The organism is Brevibacterium sp. LE-L, from assembly GCF_050214925.1.
Lineage (GTDB): Bacteria > Actinomycetota > Actinomycetes > Actinomycetales > Brevibacteriaceae > Brevibacterium.
The window spans coordinates 3,329,366-3,345,327 of record NZ_CP189759.1; the positions used below are offsets into that span (position 1 = coordinate 3,329,366).

Genomic DNA, 15,962 nt, shown 5'->3' on the forward strand with positions numbered 1-15,962 from the left:
GGAAGGAGTCATCGCTTTGAGCCTAGGCCGAAGCGAATGAGCATCCAAATGACACACCGAGTCAGCCCCGAAACGAATCCCTCCGGGTCGGCAACGGCCTTCCCCGAGGTCGCCGAGCCGCTGGTCTCCCGTGTGCAGGACACGATCACCTCCTGGTTCTCCGCAGAGGCGCGCGAGCTGCCGTGGCGAGACCCGAACACCAGCGCCTGGGCCGTCCTCGTCAGCGAGATCATGTCTCAGCAGACTCCGGTGTCCCGAGTCGAACCGCGGTGGCAGGCATGGATGGAGACCTGGCCGACTCCGGCTGACCTCGCAGTCGCACCCACCGCCGAAGTGCTCCACCGCTGGGATCGTCTCGGCTACCCGCGCCGTGCCCTGCGCCTGCAGGAGGCGGCCCGCGTCATCGCCGAAGAGTTGGACAACGAGGTGCCAGGAACCGCCGAAGAGCTGCTGAGCCTGCCCGGCATCGGCTCCTATACCGCCGCCGCCGTCGCCTCGTTCGCCCACGGCCAGCGGACGACGGTGCTGGACACGAATGTGCGCCGGGTCCTCATCCGCGTCTTCGCCGGACGGGAGCGTCCCACGACGTCACCGGGCCGCCGCGAAACCGAATGGGCCGCCGGTTTCGTACCCGAGAGAGACCACGTGGCATGGAACGCCGGAGTGATGGAATTCGGCGCCCTTGTCTGCACGGCCCGCAGCCCCGGATGCCCCACCTGCCCGCTGCAGGACGTGTGCACCTGGTACCGACTCGGCAGACCCGCCTCGGCGACGAAGCCGAAGGTCCAGAAGTGGGCGGGCACGGACCGACAGCTGCGCGGGGCGATCATGGATGTGCTCAAGACCGCGCACTCCGCGGGAGGCGAACCCGCCGGTGTCAGCCTCGACCTCCTCACCACCTCAGTGGCGGTGCTCGACCCCGATCTCGTCTCTTCGCTTGACGAGCCGACCGCGGCGGCAGTGGCCCGGGTCCGCGAGCTCAGCACCGATGCGCAGAGGATCACCCGTCTCGTCTGCGACCTCGTCTCCGATGGTCTGGCGCAGGAGGACGAGGGCAGGCTGGCCCTGCCGGGACACTGACGACGCTCAACGGGAGTCGCTCAGTGCGAATGGGCAGAAGAACCTGGAGCGGGGCTGAGCCGAGAGATCGTCAGAGGTATTTGATCATACGCGAATTGCCCAAGGTGTTGGGTTTGACTCGGGCCAGGTCGAGGAACTCCGCCACACCTTCGTCGGTGGAGTGCAGAAGTTCGATGTAGACCTCGGGAGAGACCGGGATGCCCTTGATCGGTTCGAAGCCGAGAGAACCGAAGAATCCGGTTTCGAAGGTCAGGCAGAACACGCGGTCGACACCGATCTCACGGGCGTCGGCGAGCAGCTGACGGATGATCGCCTTGCCCACTCCCCTGCCCCGGTAGTCCGGTGAGGTCGCGACGGTGCGCGCTTCGGCGAGGTCGGACCAGATGATGTGCAGCGCACCGCACCCGGCGAGCACTTCCGAGCCGTCGGGCTGCGGGTCGACGACGAGCCAGAACTCCTGCAGCGACTCGAAATAGGTCACCGTGTCCTTGCCGAGCAGGATCCGTTCGCCGGCCAGGGGCGCCACCAGAGCTTCGATGCCCTTGACGTCGCTCGTCCTGGCCCTGCGCAGGAAGAGACCACCGGGCAGTTCGTGTGTGTGATGATGGTTCCGAGAGACCTGGCGGTGGTCGAAATCCTCTGCGGCTGAGCTCATAGGCCCATTCAACACCATGAGAGGCGGTGGCCGATCACTGCTCTTCCAGACAGACGGGTTCGGCGGAGACCGTAATGCTCTCACCGACGCGCTCCAGATGCCTGCGGATGATGCCGACGAGGTCGACTTCGCCGCGGGTGATGACCCACTGGAGTTGGACCCCGTCGGCGACCGCGATGCACTCTCTGGCGACGTCGACATAGTCGATGTCGGTGCGGAGGAAACCGTTGTCGGCCCCGGCGCGCAGCAGTCCTGCAAGCTCCTCGACCACCTTGGTGTAGTGCTCGACGAACAGCGGATGTGCGGGACCGTTCGGATCGGCGGCCTCAGCGGATACGAGGACGAAGAGTTCAGCCAAGGCCGGCTCCTCGGCGAGGCGCTTCGAGATGCGCAGCATCAGCCGCAGCGGGCCCAGGCCGTCGACATCCGGCGGAGAGGACTCGACGAGCGCTGTCGCGATGTTGAGTCGTCGATCAGCGACCGCCAGCAGCAGGTGCTGCTTGGTCGGGAAATGATGAGTCAGTCCCGGCGTCGTCAGTCCCACTTCTCGGGCGATCTCGGCCAAGGATGTGCGCGAATAGCCGCCCTCGGTGAACTTGGCCGTGGCGACGTCGACGATTCGATCACGCCGTCTGCGCCCGACTGCATATGATCCCCGCGCGCTCAGCTCCACGAATGTGAGGCTACTGAAGCCCCCAGGCTATTGCAAACACAGCGACCGCACCATAGACCCCCGCCGCCATGGAGGATTTCCCTCTTGAATCTGAAAACCTTACATGTAAGCTATTCACTACTCGACCGAACCTCGCATCCCCGTGTCACACGATCTGCACCACAGCAGGCTCAGAATCATCCACACTCACCGACCACAGCGGTCGGGACAACGCAAGGAAGCGGAAATGACAACGATCGATTCATCCAGTTCATCTGAACCACCCACCTCCGACGAGACACCCGGAACGCACGGAGCAACCGGAACAGCCGACGAGACCGCCCTTCAGGGGCCGCCCGCCTCCACGATCGACGGCGAATGGCAGAATCCACGACGCGGGTTCCTCTTCTTCCTCGGCATGGCTGCCATTGCGGGAGGCATGGCCCAGCTCGTGCCCGCAGTCCTCACCCTCTCGCTCAAGGCCAATGCACTCGACCCGGAGAACGCGACCACGATTCTGTCGACGGTCGTCGCCATCAGCGCCGCCTTCGGACTCGTGGCCGCACCGGCATTCGGCCGGGTGAGCGACCGGATCACCTGGCGCGGCGGTCGTCGTCGACCCCTGCTGCTGCTCGGAGCGATCCTGTTCCTCATCGGCGCTCCACTCAGCTACGCAGCGGCGAACACAGTCACGCTCACACTGGCAGGAATTTTCACCACGCTCGGATTCACTGCCGTGACGGTCGCCTGCACAGCGATCCTCGCCGACCAGTATTCGCCCGATCGCCGCGGCCCCGCATCGGCGGTCATCGGTCTCGCCATGCCCGTCGGTGCCGTGGTGGGCCTGTTCATCGCCCAGCTGGTGTCCGGATCGCTGCTCGCTCAGTTCCTCCTTCCGGCGGGAATCGGTTCGCTCAGTGCGCTGCTGCTCGCAGCGCGTCTGCCCGACCGCGCGATCACCCGGGCCGAAGTGCCGTCGATGAAGGTCCGGGACCTCCTCGGCACCTTCTGGGTCAACCCCCTCGCCCACCCGTCGTTCGGTTGGGCCTGGTGGAGCCGCCTGCTGATCTTCTTCGGAGTCGCGGCTGTGCAGGCCTACCAGGCGTTCTACCTCATCATTCGACTCGGATACTCGCCGGCAGAGGTGTCAGGAGCGGTCTTCCTCTCGACTCTCATGCTCACAGGAACAGCACTGATCTTCGCGCCGATCGCCGGCAAGATCTCTGACCGGGTCGGACGACGCAAACCCTTCGTGATCGCTGCGGCACTGATCTTCGCCGTCGGTCTCACGATCGTCACCATTGCGACCGACTATTCGATGTTTCTCGTCGCCATGGCCGTCGTCGGCCTCGGGCAGGGCGTCTACTTCGCCGTCGATCTCGCCCTCATCAGCGAGATTCTGCCCGACAAGTCGAACATCGCCAAGGATATGGGCATCATGGGGCTGGCCAGCACCCTTCCCTCCTCAGTCGTCCCGGCCATCGCACCGCTGCTGTTGGCCATCGGCGCGGCCGACGGAGAGCAGAACTTCTCAGCCCTCTTCCTCACCGGAGCCATCGCCGGTCTGCTCGGAGCCGCGTTCATTATTCCCATCAAACAGGTGCGATAGGCCGATGCACGACTTCCAGGATGCTCGTCTCCGGCTGCCGTTCGCCCTCCGCCGACAGATGACACCACCTCACAGAAGGATCCGCCCATGAACAGTCCCTTTCCCCCCGACTTCCTCTGGGGAGTCTCCACCGCCGGCCACCAGACCGAAGGTCACGACGAGACGAGTGACACCTCGTTCCTCGAGCAGGTCACCCCCACTGTGTTCCAGGAGCGTTCCGGCCCCGCATGCGACTCATGGAACAGGTGGGAGTCAGACCTCGACCTCGCACAGGGGCTCGGGCTCAACGCCTTCCGGTTCTCCGTCGAATGGGCGCGGATCGAACCGAACCCGGGCGAGATCGACGAGGAGGCGCTTGACCACTACGATGCGATCGTCAGCGGATGCCTCGCGCGGGGGCTCTCACCGCTGATCACTCTCAGCCACTTCACCACCCCGCATTGGTTCGCAATGCGCGGGGCGTGGCTCGATCCGGAGGCACCGGCCCTCTTCTCGCGATTCGTCCGTGCGGTCATCGGCCGGCTCGGTGACCGGGTGAGGGCGGTCGTGACCTTCAACGAACCCAATCTGCCCGAGATGCTCACCTGGAGCAGCCTGCCGCCTGTTGTCGCCGAACTCGAAAGAGCCACGCTCGAAGCAGCCGCCCGAGCGGCCGGGGTCGAACGCTACCGGACAGGAAACGTCATGCTCCCCGAAGACTTCTCTCGGATGCGTCAGGGCATGACCGAGGCGCATCTCGTGGCCAAAGAGATCATCGCGGCAGCACGACCCGGGCTTCCTGTCGGACTGTCGATCGCCGTGGTCGATGACGTCGCCCTGGCCGGAGGAGAAGAGATCCGCGACCGCAAACGCACCGAGGTCTATGACTATTGGCTGCGACTGGCGGCCGACGATGACTTCATCGGAGTCCAGAACTATGAGCGGCTGACCTATGGCCCCGAAGGACTCCAACCGCCTGCTTCGGAAGGCAGAGTCAATGAGATGGGCAGCGCGGTGGAACCGGATTCTCTGGCCGGAGCGGTCGTCTACGCCCATGAGGCCAGCGGGGTTCCCGTATTGGTCACCGAACACGGAATCAGCACCGACGATGATGAGCTTCGCAGTGACTTCCTCACCCGGGCGATCGCGGGACTCTCGGCCGCCGCCGAATCCGGAGTTCCGCTCATCGGATACTGCCACTGGACGCTGATGGACAACTTCGAATGGATCTTCGGCTATTCGCGGCACCTCGGCCTTCACGCCGTCGACCGGGAGACGTTCGAACGAATCCCCCGACCGAGCGCTGAGGTGTACGCGCGTATCGTCGAACAGGCACGAACTCAGACACACCAGGAGGACACTTTGTCACAGACTTCAGCACACCCCGCCGACGAGCCCGACATCCACGGGTTCGACCCGGAGGTGTTCCAGCCCCCGACCTATCTGGCACCGGGCACCGCGGAGGCGCAGCATCCGAGCGGAGCGACCGCCTGGCCGGGACTCACCTATTCCATGCCCGACGGATATCGACCGCTGCAGCTGGACCTGTTCGTACCGACCGAGCGCAGCGGTCCGGTGCCCTGCGTCATCTGGATCCACGGCGGAGCCTGGCTGCTGGGCACTCGTCTCACTCCCCCGGAGTACTGGCCGGCGGGAAGCCTGTTCCAATCCCTCATCGATTCGGGGATCGCCGTCGCGACCATCGACTACCGCCACTCTCGGGAGGCTCCGTTCCCCGCGCAACTCCACGATGCCAAGTCTGCGGTGCGCTATCTGCGGGCCTACGCCGAGGAATTGGGCATCGATGCGAATTCCTTCGGCGTGTGGGGAGAATCCGCGGGCGGTCATCTCGCCGCATTTCTCGCGCTCGCCAACGCTCCTGAACTCGAAGGCAGTGAGGGCATCACTGACCACAGTTCTGCGGTCGACGCCGCGGTCGTGTTCTATGGGGTCGCCGATGTCCTCGTTCCTCGAGTCCATGCCGCCTGAATGGGCCGACGATCTGCGGGAGAAGGGTGATGCCGAGGCGGCCGAGCCGATCGATGTCCTCCTCGCGGGCAGCCCCTTCCCCCGCCAAGAGGCTCGACGCCTCGTCTCACCCGTTCACCATGTGCGTGCGGACGCTCCGCCCTGTCTCCTCGTCCACGGGGACTCTGACGCACTGGTCCCCTTTTCACAGAGCGAACAGCTTCGTGATGCGTTGCGGGCCGTCGGTGCGCAGGTCGAACTCGTGACGGTTCCCGGAGCGGATCATGTCTTCCTCGGGGCGGATCCGATGCCGCAGATCAGGCGCGGGGCCGCCTTCCTCAGTGAGGTGCTCAAGACCGCCGCGCCACAGGAAGAGCGGATCGGATGATTCTCCGACCCCCAGTTCCCACATTGGAGAGGTCCTTCGACGTGGTCGCAGAGCTCGGCCCCCTCGAAGACCACGGGATGACCCGCTCGGGGCATCGCCGGGTCATCCCAGTGATCGGAGGAAGCATCAGCGGAGCGGTCGCGGGTGAGATCATTCCCGGCGGTGCCGACTGGCAGGTCGTGCGCTCGGACGGATCGATCGAGATCGACGGTCGCTACAGTGCACGCCTCGATGACGGGAACCTGCTCGACATCCATGCCCGCGGAGTCCGCAGCGGTGAGCCCGCCGTTCTGGCTGCTCTTCTCGACGGCGAGGACATTGCCCCCGACGACTACTATTTCCGTGCGGCGCTGACCATCGAGTCGGCGCAACACTCGGAATTCGAGAATTCGGTGTTCGTGGCGTCCTACATCCGAGAGAGTTCTCGAGTCAGATACACGGCCTACAGACTCACCTGAGGCTGAACGGCACCGGAGACACAGAGAAGTCCGAAGAAAGCGGTCTGCAACCGCCCCTTCGGACTTCTCTGTGTCTCTTCAGCTTCTCGGCCCGGGACTCACCGTAGGACGGCGACCATGGTCAGTCACCTCGGTGAGCGGGGCTCCGTCGCCGGTCAGGAGTTGGATCCTCCCGAACCGTTGGAACCGGATGATCCGGCGCCGGCAAGCTCGTTCTCGGGGTCAGAATCATCGGACTCACCCGCAACGGCACCCTCGGTCTCGACACCGTCGAAGGTGAATTCGGCGTCCTTTCCTTCCCCTTCGACATCGACCTTGATGGTCTGGCCCCGTCCGATCTCCTTGAACAGGATCTTCTCCGACAGAGTGTCCTCGATCTCGAGCTGGATGGTCCGACGCAGGGGTCGGGCTCCCAGGACCGGATCGTAGCCGCGGTCGGCGAGCAGGTTCTTCGCCGCATCCGTGACCTCAACCTTCATGCCCTGATCGGCAAGACGGGTATCGAGGCGCTCGAGGAAGAGGTCGACGATCTTGATGATCTCTTCCTTGCTCAGCTGCGGGAACACGATCGTGTCGTCGACACGGTTGAGGAACTCGGGACGGAAGTGCTGCTTGAGCTCTTCGTTGACCCGCTGCTTCATCCGGTCGTAGTTCGTCTTCGTGTCACCCTCGACCTGGAATCCAAGCTGGAGTCCGCTCGAGATATCACGCGTACCGAGGTTGGTCGTCATGATGATGATGGTGTTCTTGAAGTCGACCTCACGACCCTGCGAGTCGGTGAGTCGACCGTCCTCGAGGATCTGCAGCAGCGAGTTGAAGATGTCCGAGTGGGCCTTCTCCACCTCGTCGAAGAGGACGACGGAGAACGGCTTCCGACGGACCTTCTCAGTGAGCTGACCGCCCTCTTCGTAGCCGACGTATCCCGGAGGCGAACCGAACAGACGCGAAACGGTGTGCTTCTCCGAGTACTCCGACATGTCGAGGCTGATGAGCGAATCCTCGTCGCCGAAGAGGAACTCCGACAGCGCCTTGGCCAGCTCCGTCTTACCGACGCCGGTGGGACCGGCGAAGATGAACGAACCGGACGGACGCTTCGGATCCTTGAGACCGGCACGGGTGCGGCGAATCGCTCGCGAGATCGACTTGACCGCATCGTTCTGACCGATGACGCGCTTGTGCAGCTCGTCTTCCATCCGCAGCAGACGCGAGGACTCCTCCTCGGTGAGCTTGAAGATCGGAATGCCCGTGGCAGAGGCCAGGACTTCGGCGATGAGATCGGCGTCGACGACCTTCGAGGTGTCGGCACCGGATTTGCGCCACGCCTCGGTCTGCTCTTCCTTCTCCTTGACCAGCTTCATCTCGGAGTCGCGCTCCGAGGCCGCCAGTTCGAAGTCCTGAGCGTCGATCGCAGCTTCCTTGCGGTGGCGGGCCTCGAGGATCTTCTCCTCCAGGTCACGGACCTCCTGCGGAACCGACAGCCGCGAGATGCGCAGCTTCGCACCGGCTTCGTCGATGAGATCGATCGCCTTGTCCGGCAGGTACCGGTCGTTGACGTAGCGATCGGACATGTTCACGGCCGCGGCCAAGGCACCATCCGTGACGGTGACCTTGTGGTGTGCCTCGTACTTGTCGCGCAGTCCCTTGAGGATCTCGATCGAATGGGCCAGCGAGGGTTCGGGAACCTGGATCGGCTGGAACCGACGTTCGAGCGCGGCATCCTTCTCGATGTGCTTGCGGTACTCGTCCAGAGTGGTCGCACCGATGGTCTGCAGCTCTCCGCGCGCCAGCATGGGCTTGAGGATCGAAGCGGCATCGATTGCGCCTTCGGCGGCACCGGCACCCACGAGGGTGTGGATCTCGTCGATGAAGAGGATGATGTCGCCGCGAGTCCGGATCTCCTTGAGCACCTTCTTCAGGCGCTCTTCGAAGTCACCGCGGTAACGGGAACCAGCGACCAGTGAGCCGAGGTCCAGCGTGTAGAGCTGCTTGTCGGTGAGGATCTCGGGGACATCGCCGTTGACGATGGCCTGTGCGAGTCCTTCGACGACGGCGGTCTTGCCGACGCCGGGTTCGCCGATGAGGACCGGGTTGTTCTTGGTCCGGCGAGAGAGGATCTGCATCACGCGCTGCATCTGCTCGTGGCGGCCGATGACCGGGTCGAGCTTGGCCTCCCGAGCCGCAGCGGTGAGGTTCGTGCCGAACTGGTCGAGCACGAGCGATCCCGAGGGGGTTCCCTCTTCGCGGCCGCCGGCGGACACGGGCTCCTTGCCCTGGTAGCCCGAGAGCAGCTTGATGACTTCCTGACGGACCCGACCGAGATCGGCTCCGAGTTTGACGAGCACCTGCGCGGCGACGCCCTCGCCCTCACGGATGAGGCCGAGCAGAATGTGCTCGGTGCCGATGTAGCTGTGGCCGAGCTGGAGAGCCTCGCGGAGGCTGAGCTCAAGAACCTTCTTCGCACGCGGTGTGAAGGGAATGTGTCCGCTCGGCGCCTGCTGTCCCTGTCCGATGATCTCCTGGACCTGGTCGCGCACCTGCTCGAGGGAGATGTCCATGCCCTCGAGAGCCTTCGCTGCCAGGCCTTCACCCTCGTGGATGAGGCCGAGCAGAATGTGCTCGGTGCCGATGTAGTTGTGTTTGAGAAGTTTTGCTTCTTCCTGTGCGAGCACCACAACGCGTCGTGCTCGGTCGGTGAACCGCTCGAACATATTCATCCTCCTCGGTTTCTTATTCTTCTGAGCCTAACGACCATGAGCGCGGTTCTATTGCACGTTTCGCCATGAGCCGAAAGCGTTTGGCTGAGGGCGAAATCCGCGCCACTGTTCCAGCGACCCCGGTCTTCGGCGGCAGAGGCACCGCGAACGCCTTCGTCCGCAATGCACTCGCCTCCTCCGTCGAGCCCGCTTTCAGCCGTTCCGCAGCGGAAGATCCTCGAAAGCTGACTCACCGCTGCCCACTGACACAGGGCCCCTTGATTTACTTCAGACCTCGACGAACCCTTTGCGTCTCGTTTGGCGTGGATCGCTTTGCCGCAGCGATTTCCTGGCAATTGTCTGTGACTGCTGACATTCCCGGTTCATCGCATTGTCGCTGCCGCTCCATTCGCGAAACCCTTGCGGGTCCAATATGAAAAGACCTGAGGGGCCAGCGATGGAATTCGCTGACCCCTCAGGTCTGTTTGGCTGATTTCAGCTTTCGAATGGCCTCTTACTTCTCGGCGGCTTCGTAGGCTTCGACGATCTCCAGTGGGATCCGGCCACGGTCACCGAGCTGGTATCCGTTGTTCTGAGCCCATTCGCGGATCTTCGCGGTGTCGCGTTTGGGGCCGGCGCTCGAACCGGCGCGCCGACCGCGGCCGCCGGTATTGGCTACACGACGTGCCTTCGCGATGAATGGGGCGAACGTCTCACGGAGCTTTTCGGCATTCTCTGTAGAGAGCTCGAGTTCATACGTAGCCTGGTCAAGGCTGAAGCGAACGGTCTCTGCCGCTTCGGATCCGTCGAAATCATCCGTGAGAACGAGGCGCATTTCCCTTGCCATGTTCACTCTTTTCGTAATCAGAAGTATTTGTCGCAGTCATCTTAACATCTGATTCCGGGGCATTGTCGACTTCGCTAACGTCAATTTCAGAATAGTATTTATCGACCTGTTCGCGTTCATTGCGATCTGCGCGCACGATATTCTTGAAGACATACCAGAACAGCAATGCCACGCAGATCGATGGAAGAAGCGCTTTGAGGATATCGAGCATCGTAATCAGCCCTCCTGAGCTGTATCTTCCTGTGAAGCCGCCAAAGGCTTGGTGAATGGGAACAGAATCGTTTCGCGGATTCCCAAACCGGTCAATGCCATGAGCAGGCGGTCCAGTCCCATTCCCATTCCGCCGGTCGGCGGCATTCCGTGCTCCATGGCCATGAGGAAGTCCTCGTCGAGGCCCATGGCCTCGTCGTCGCCGCGTGCGGCGTCGGCTGCCTGCGCTTCGAAGCGCTCACGCTGGATGATGGGGTCGACGAGCTCCGAGTAGCCGGTGGCCAGCTCAAAGCCGCGCACGTAGAGGTCCCATTTCTCCACGACGCCCTTCTTCGTCCGGTGCTCACGCACCAGCGGTGAGGTGTCGACGGGGAAATCGGTGACGAAGGTCGGTGCCCACAGCCGGTCCTGGTAGAAGTGCTCCCACAGCTCTTCGACGTATTTGCCGTGTGAGCGGAAGACGCCGGACAGGTCCACGTCGTTGTCGGCGGCAATCTTGTCCAGCACATCGAGACCGGTCTCCGGGGTGACTTCGACGCCGGATTCCGCGGACAGGGATTCGTACATGCTCACCACGGCCCAATCGCCGCCGAAGTCGTATTCGCTGCCGTCTTCGAGGGTGACCACGAGCGAACCGGTCGCGTCCTGCGCGGCGTTCTGGATGAGAGTCTTCGTCAGATCCGCGATCGAGTGGTAGTCACCGAAGGACTGATAGGACTCGAGCATCGCGAATTCCGGCGAGTGCGTGGAGTCCGCCCCTTCGTTGCGGAAGTTGCGGTTGATCTCGAAGACGTTCTCGATTCCGCCGACGACGGCGCGCTTGAGGAACAGCTCCGGCGCGATGCGCAGGTACATGTCGATGTCGTAGGCGTTCATGTGCGTCGTGAACGGACGCGCCGAGGCACCGCCGTGCATGGTCTGCAGCATCGGGGTCTCGATCTCGACGAAGTCCTGTTCGGCGAAGGTCCGCCGCAGCGAGGTCATCACCTTCGCCCGGGTGAGCATCGTCTTCCGCGCCTGTTCGCGGGTGATGAGATCGAGGTAGCGCTGACGGACGCGGGTGTCTTCGGCCAGTTCGGTGTGCAGACCCGGCAGAGGGCGGATGGCCTTCGACGCCATCTGCCAGGAGTCCGCGAGCACGGAGAGCTCACCGCGCTTGGACTTGATGACCTTGCCGTGCAGGAACAGGAAATCGCCGAGGTCGACATCGGACTTGAAGTCGTCGAGTCGGTCCTGGCCGACCTCGCGCAGAGAGAGCATCCCCTGCAGACGGGTTCCGTCGCCGGCCTGCAGAGTCACGAAGCAGAGCTTGCCGGTGGTGCGGACGAAGACGACACGGCCGATGACACCGACGATGTCCTCGGTCTCCTCACCGGCTTCGAGCCCGTCATGGGCGGCGTGGACGTCGGCGAGACTGTGAGTGCGAGGCACCGAGACGGGGTAGGCTTCGGTACCGCCGTCGAGGAGACGCTGGCGCTTTTCCTTTCGGAACCGGATCTGCTCCGGATCGAGATGTTCGGGTGAAAGGTCTGCGTTCTCAGGTGTCTTCGAGTCGGTGTTCGCCATGCCTCAAGGCTACCGTGGACCGGGCTCGCGGGGGAATTCGGCGATCACTCGAGGACCGTCAGAATCTCCTGTGCCTGCGCATCTGTGATCCGTCCCATCGCCAGCGCCTTCGACGTCGTCGATCGGGCCAACGCGATGTAGCTGTTGCGGGCGGCGGGGTTGGAACGGCTGAGACTGAATTCGCTCAGCGCTGCCAGGTGAGCGGCCACGGTTCCGACATCGCCGCGACTGACCGGTCCGGTCAGGGCCTTCGGCCCGTTCTGGAGGGTGTTGGCCACACTCGCGTCGACAAGGGCGCCGAGGACATGGGCGGGATCGCTCACCCCCGCCTCGGTGAGCATCTCCATCGCTTCGGCGATGATCGTGATCGAGTGGTTCGAGGCGTGAGTGATGGCGGCGTGGTAGAGGGGACGGTCGGCTTCGGCGATATCGATCGGTTCGGCGCCGAGTTCGACGACGAGCGCCTCGCCGACCGGACGGATCGGTGCCGGTGCGGTGACCGCGATCGTCGCCTGCCGCAGGCGGGTGAGGTCGACGTCGGTGCCCGTGAACGTCAGCGACGGGTGCAGGGCGATGGGCAGTGCCCCGAGGCGGGTCCCGGCGTCGAGGGCCTCTGTGCCGTATCGACCCGAACAGTGCACGAGGATCTGACCGGGATGGAGGCGTCCGAGGTTCGCAAGCCCTGTCACCAGTGGCGCGATCTCGTCGTCCGGTACAGCCACGAGGACGAGTTCGGCGCGTTCGGCGATCTCATCGGGGTCGAGGACGGGGACTCCGTGAAGCATGTCAGCGGCTCTGTCGCGGCTGGCCTGCGAGGTGGCGCTGACGCCGACGATCGCGTGTCCGGCCTGTCGCCAGGCGGCGCCGATGCTCGCTCCGACTCGACCGCAGCCGATGATGCCGATGCCCAGCCGTGGGGCGTCGCTCTGGTTCATCGTTCGTCCTCCTCGGCGGGGTTCGGGCTGTGCTCGAGCACAGCGGCCTGTCCGGTCTTCGCGTCCTTGGTCACGGCATCGAAGTGCTGCCGGGCCAGTCGGGTGCGTTCGGCGTGTTCGGTGAAGAAGCGTTTGGCGTCCTCGGCGCTCTGGTGCGTGACTCGCGGGTCGACGGGACCGGCGGTCGAGTGCACGGCCACCGAACCCAGTCCCAGCGCCCGCATCAGTGGCCCCTGGTGGTAGCGCAGGGACTGCACCCGCACATGGGGGACGAAGTCGACGCGGCGGTTGAATGCCCCGAGGCGGAGCACAAGCAGCGATTCGGTCAGGGCATAGGCGCGACGCTTCCACACGAAGGGGTCGAGGATCCGCGAGGAACGCGGCTGCGGATGGAACATCGCCTCCGCCGCGGCGGCGTTCGGGTCGGCGGACTTCCGGTCATACATCGCCGAACGCACCAGAGTGTCGGCACCCACGCCTTCGTCCAGCTGCGGATCGGGCAGTGCCAGTCCGACCATGAGCAGAGCCTGGTCGAGGTCGCCGACGGGCAGCAGCAGGTTCGTATCGTGGTCTCCGCCGGCGCTGGCGATGTTGTATTCGGCTTGCCACCATCCGGCCCATCGCCACAGCAGAGGCTGATACAGACACACCGCTTGGATTCGGTCGAGCGGGATGACTTTGCGCGAGGTGGAGAAGAGCCCGTGGTTGACGGCCAGACCGGATTCGCCGAGGCGGACGACGAAGTTCGCGTTGTCGAGGTTCTTCCGGAACACGGAGAAGGCCGCGAAGATGCCCGGCAGGACACCGACGAGCATCGGGATGAATGCCTCTTTGATGCCCATGGCCATGAGCACGATCGCGATGACGATGACGATGACGACCACGGCCGCAGAGATCAGGGTCTCGGGCTTGAGCAGGGAGGCCACGACCACCCGGTGGACGGGCACACGGATGATCTCACCTTCCTTGCCGACGCTGGTCGAGAGATTGTACGGCGCAAGGAGTTCGTTGAGGCTGCCTTCGGCCTCGTGGGAGACATCATCGGCCATCGCACCGAGTCGTTTGCTCAGCCTCACGCCGATGCTGTCGTCACGGCGTTCGGGCACGCTGCGGTCGACACCGGAGCTCGCCGGCTCGGCAGTGTCCGCGGCGAGCTCGGCCTCGGGGAGGCCCTGCGCAGCGTGCGCTCCGCTGCCCGAGGGCCCCGCGACTGAGGGGCCCACAGCTGAGGGACCCCCAGCTGAGGGGCGGTCGGGTCCGGCCGTCCCGGCAGTGTCGGTCCTCTTCTTCGCCCTGACCGCGGCCAGCAGTTCGTCACGCAGCTCTTCGGCGCGCTTCTTCGACAGGTACTTCAGTGAGATGTTCGAGTCACTGCCACCGGCGACGTCGAAGACGAGTTCGGCCATGCCGAGCACGCGGGGCAGCAGCTTCTGCTGCAGGTCGATCGACTGCACTCGGTCGAGTCGGGCCTTGCGCAGCTTCTTCGACAGCAGGCCTCGGCGGTAGTAGATCGCTTCGGCGTCGACTCGGTAGCCCATGACCCGCCAGGCCAGCCAGCTGAACATCGCGGTGAGCAGGAGGACGAGGATGATGCCGCCGACGATGCCGAGGATCGCCAGCGGGTGACCGCCGATCCACTCGGCGAACGTGAGGTCGACCGCCCGGCCGGAGGCCAGATCCTCGACGGCGTTCTGGAAGACATTCTGCAGCCCATAGGCGGCAGCGATGAAGATGCCGACGAGGACGGCAAGACTTTCGATGATCGGCGTCAGCGGGTGGACGCGATGCCAGATCTCCGGAGCCGCTGCGCCTTCCAGCGCATCGGAGACGTCACTGTGGGACGCTGCGTGCACGGAGCGCCCGGCCTCGGCGGACTCGGGCAGCGCCGACGCGGCCGCTTCCTCGGTGCTCTGCTCGGGTTCGTCTGCGGCCATGTTCACAGCCCCGCCAGATTGGCCTGGCCGAGTCCGGCGAGGCTGTCGCGCAACCGATCGGCTTCGGCGCGGGGCAGCCCGGGAATGGTGGCGTCGGTAGCGGCCGAAGCGGTGTGGAGTTTGACCGTCGCGAGGCCGAAGATGCGGTCGATCGGGCCGGCGTCGACGTCGACGAACTGCAGGCGTCCGTAGGGGACGACGGTGGCCTTGTGGAACATGATGCCGCGGCGGATGAGCAGGTCGTCTTCACGTTCGGCATAGCCGATCGCACGAGCCTGGCGCAGGACGATGATCGTCGAGGCGATCCCGTAGGCGAGAATCGCGATCCAGATCAGGTGCAGCCACGGCACATCGGCGGTGAAGATGATCGCGCACACGAGCGCCGCGATGAACATCGGCACCAGGAAGATCATGCTCGCAAGGACTTCCTTCACCCCATATTTCGGACTCACCCTGTTGAACGGCACATCGGCACCGATGGTGAAGAAGTGGTCGCGGTTCATGCTGTTTCAGCTCCCGGCGGGTCTTGGGGTGGGATTTCGCAGAATCCCTCGACGATGATGCCCACGATCATGAGGACCGCGGCAGAGATGACGGCGACAAGCATACCTGCTGCCAGATCGTTGCGGATGCCCGGTGTGGACAGGAAGTAGTAGCCGGCGTTGCCCAGATACCACCCGGCCAGTCCGGCTCCGGTCAGTGCGCTGGCCTTGGCCATGACCGCGACTCGTGCGGCTTGGAGAGGGTCGATCTCCTTGGTCCGGTCGCCGTCGTTCCATTTCTTGATCGGCCACCCCAGCAGCAGGAGGACGGCGGCGAGGACGAGCATGCCGATGATCGCGAACCACGGCACTCCCGGAAGGGAGAACCCTTGGCTTTCGAGCACAACATCGACCACGACCGCGAGAACCGTGCCGATCACGGCCCAGACGGCGAGGGTGGACGAGGAGGTTCTCTGCATGGTTCCCAGTCTCTCAGATCAGCGTCG

At 64.2% G+C, this 15,962-nt stretch carries 15 protein-coding genes; 5 read left to right on the plus strand and 10 right to left on the minus strand.

Annotated features, from left to right (window positions below):
• Positions 1-48: 48 nt before the first annotated feature.
• Complete coding sequence (locus ACQE2J_RS15200; protein WP_426936538.1) at positions 49-1,080, plus strand: A/G-specific adenine glycosylase; 1,032 nt, start codon at positions 49-51, stop codon at positions 1,078-1,080.
• Between the two features lie 70 nt (positions 1,081-1,150).
• Here the strand turns inward: ACQE2J_RS15200 and ACQE2J_RS15205 are convergent, their stop codons facing one another.
• Both ACQE2J_RS15205 and ACQE2J_RS15210 read right to left on the minus strand, forming a co-directional pair.
• Positions 1,151-1,735: an amino-acid N-acetyltransferase gene (locus tag ACQE2J_RS15205; protein ID WP_135537228.1), complete on the minus strand. Its 585-nt coding sequence runs from the start codon at positions 1,733-1,735 to the stop codon at positions 1,151-1,153.
• A gap of 34 nt (positions 1,736-1,769) precedes the next feature.
• On the minus strand, positions 1,770-2,408 hold the full coding sequence (locus ACQE2J_RS15210) for a TetR/AcrR family transcriptional regulator (protein ID WP_135537229.1): 639 nt from the start codon (positions 2,406-2,408) through the stop codon (positions 1,770-1,772).
• Positions 2,409-2,634: 226 nt separating this feature from the next.
• Here ACQE2J_RS15210 and ACQE2J_RS15215 point away from each other — a divergent pair, with 226 nt between their 5' ends.
• The 4 genes from ACQE2J_RS15215 to ACQE2J_RS15230 all read left to right on the plus strand — a co-directional run bounded on the left by ACQE2J_RS15215 (position 2,635) and on the right by ACQE2J_RS15230 (position 6,789).
• Positions 2,635-3,996: an MFS transporter gene (locus ACQE2J_RS15215; RefSeq protein WP_135537230.1), complete on the plus strand. Its 1,362-nt coding sequence runs from the start codon at positions 2,635-2,637 to the stop codon at positions 3,994-3,996.
• Positions 3,997-4,083: 87 nt separating this feature from the next.
• Complete coding sequence (locus tag ACQE2J_RS15220) at positions 4,084-5,964, plus strand: family 1 glycosylhydrolase (RefSeq protein WP_135537231.1); 1,881 nt, start codon at positions 4,084-4,086, stop codon at positions 5,962-5,964.
• Positions 5,933-6,331, plus strand: coding sequence for an alpha/beta hydrolase family protein (locus ACQE2J_RS15225; RefSeq protein ID WP_205683262.1), 399 nt, complete (start codon positions 5,933-5,935; stop codon positions 6,329-6,331). The genes ACQE2J_RS15220 and ACQE2J_RS15225 overlap by 32 nt, the downstream gene beginning before the upstream one ends.
• Positions 6,328-6,789, plus strand: coding sequence for a DUF3237 domain-containing protein (locus ACQE2J_RS15230; protein ID WP_135537233.1), 462 nt, complete (start codon positions 6,328-6,330; stop codon positions 6,787-6,789). Before ACQE2J_RS15225 ends, ACQE2J_RS15230 begins: the two co-directional genes overlap by 4 nt.
• A 155-nt stretch (positions 6,790-6,944) precedes the next feature.
• Here ACQE2J_RS15230 and ACQE2J_RS15235 read toward each other — a convergent pair whose 3' ends face one another.
• From ACQE2J_RS15235 to ACQE2J_RS15270, 8 genes are all read right to left on the minus strand, one after another.
• Entirely contained in the window at positions 6,945-9,497 is a 2,553-nt protein-coding gene (locus ACQE2J_RS15235) for an ATP-dependent Clp protease ATP-binding subunit (RefSeq protein ID WP_135537234.1), read from the minus strand.
• Between the two features lie 499 nt (positions 9,498-9,996).
• A complete protein-coding gene (locus ACQE2J_RS15240) occupies positions 9,997-10,329 on the minus strand; it encodes a histone-like nucleoid-structuring protein Lsr2 (protein ID WP_135537235.1) in 333 nt (110 codons plus the stop codon).
• Positions 10,295-10,540: a hypothetical protein gene (locus ACQE2J_RS15245; protein ID WP_426936539.1), complete on the minus strand. Its 246-nt coding sequence runs from the start codon at positions 10,538-10,540 to the stop codon at positions 10,295-10,297. The genes ACQE2J_RS15240 and ACQE2J_RS15245 overlap by 35 nt, the downstream gene beginning before the upstream one ends.
• Before the next feature lie 5 nt (positions 10,541-10,545).
• Positions 10,546-12,105, minus strand: coding sequence for a lysine--tRNA ligase (gene lysS / locus ACQE2J_RS15250; protein ID WP_426936540.1), 1,560 nt, complete (start codon positions 12,103-12,105; stop codon positions 10,546-10,548).
• A gap of 44 nt (positions 12,106-12,149) precedes the next feature.
• The gene (locus ACQE2J_RS15255; RefSeq protein WP_135537238.1) at positions 12,150-13,040 is read right to left on the minus strand and encodes a Rossmann-like and DUF2520 domain-containing protein; all 891 of its coding nucleotides are present in this window, start codon (positions 13,038-13,040) and stop codon (positions 12,150-12,152) included.
• Positions 13,037-14,974: a PH domain-containing protein gene (locus ACQE2J_RS15260; RefSeq protein WP_426936541.1), complete on the minus strand. Its 1,938-nt coding sequence runs from the start codon at positions 14,972-14,974 to the stop codon at positions 13,037-13,039. The genes ACQE2J_RS15255 and ACQE2J_RS15260 overlap by 4 nt, the downstream gene beginning before the upstream one ends.
• A gap of 2 nt (positions 14,975-14,976) precedes the next feature.
• Positions 14,977-15,477, minus strand: a complete 501-nt coding sequence (locus ACQE2J_RS15265; RefSeq protein WP_135537240.1) for a PH domain-containing protein — start codon at positions 15,475-15,477, stop codon at positions 14,977-14,979.
• A complete protein-coding gene (locus ACQE2J_RS15270; RefSeq protein ID WP_135537241.1) occupies positions 15,474-15,935 on the minus strand; it encodes a DUF3180 domain-containing protein in 462 nt (153 codons plus the stop codon). Before ACQE2J_RS15270 ends, ACQE2J_RS15265 begins: the two co-directional genes overlap by 4 nt.
• Between the last annotated feature and the right edge of the window lie 27 nt (positions 15,936-15,962).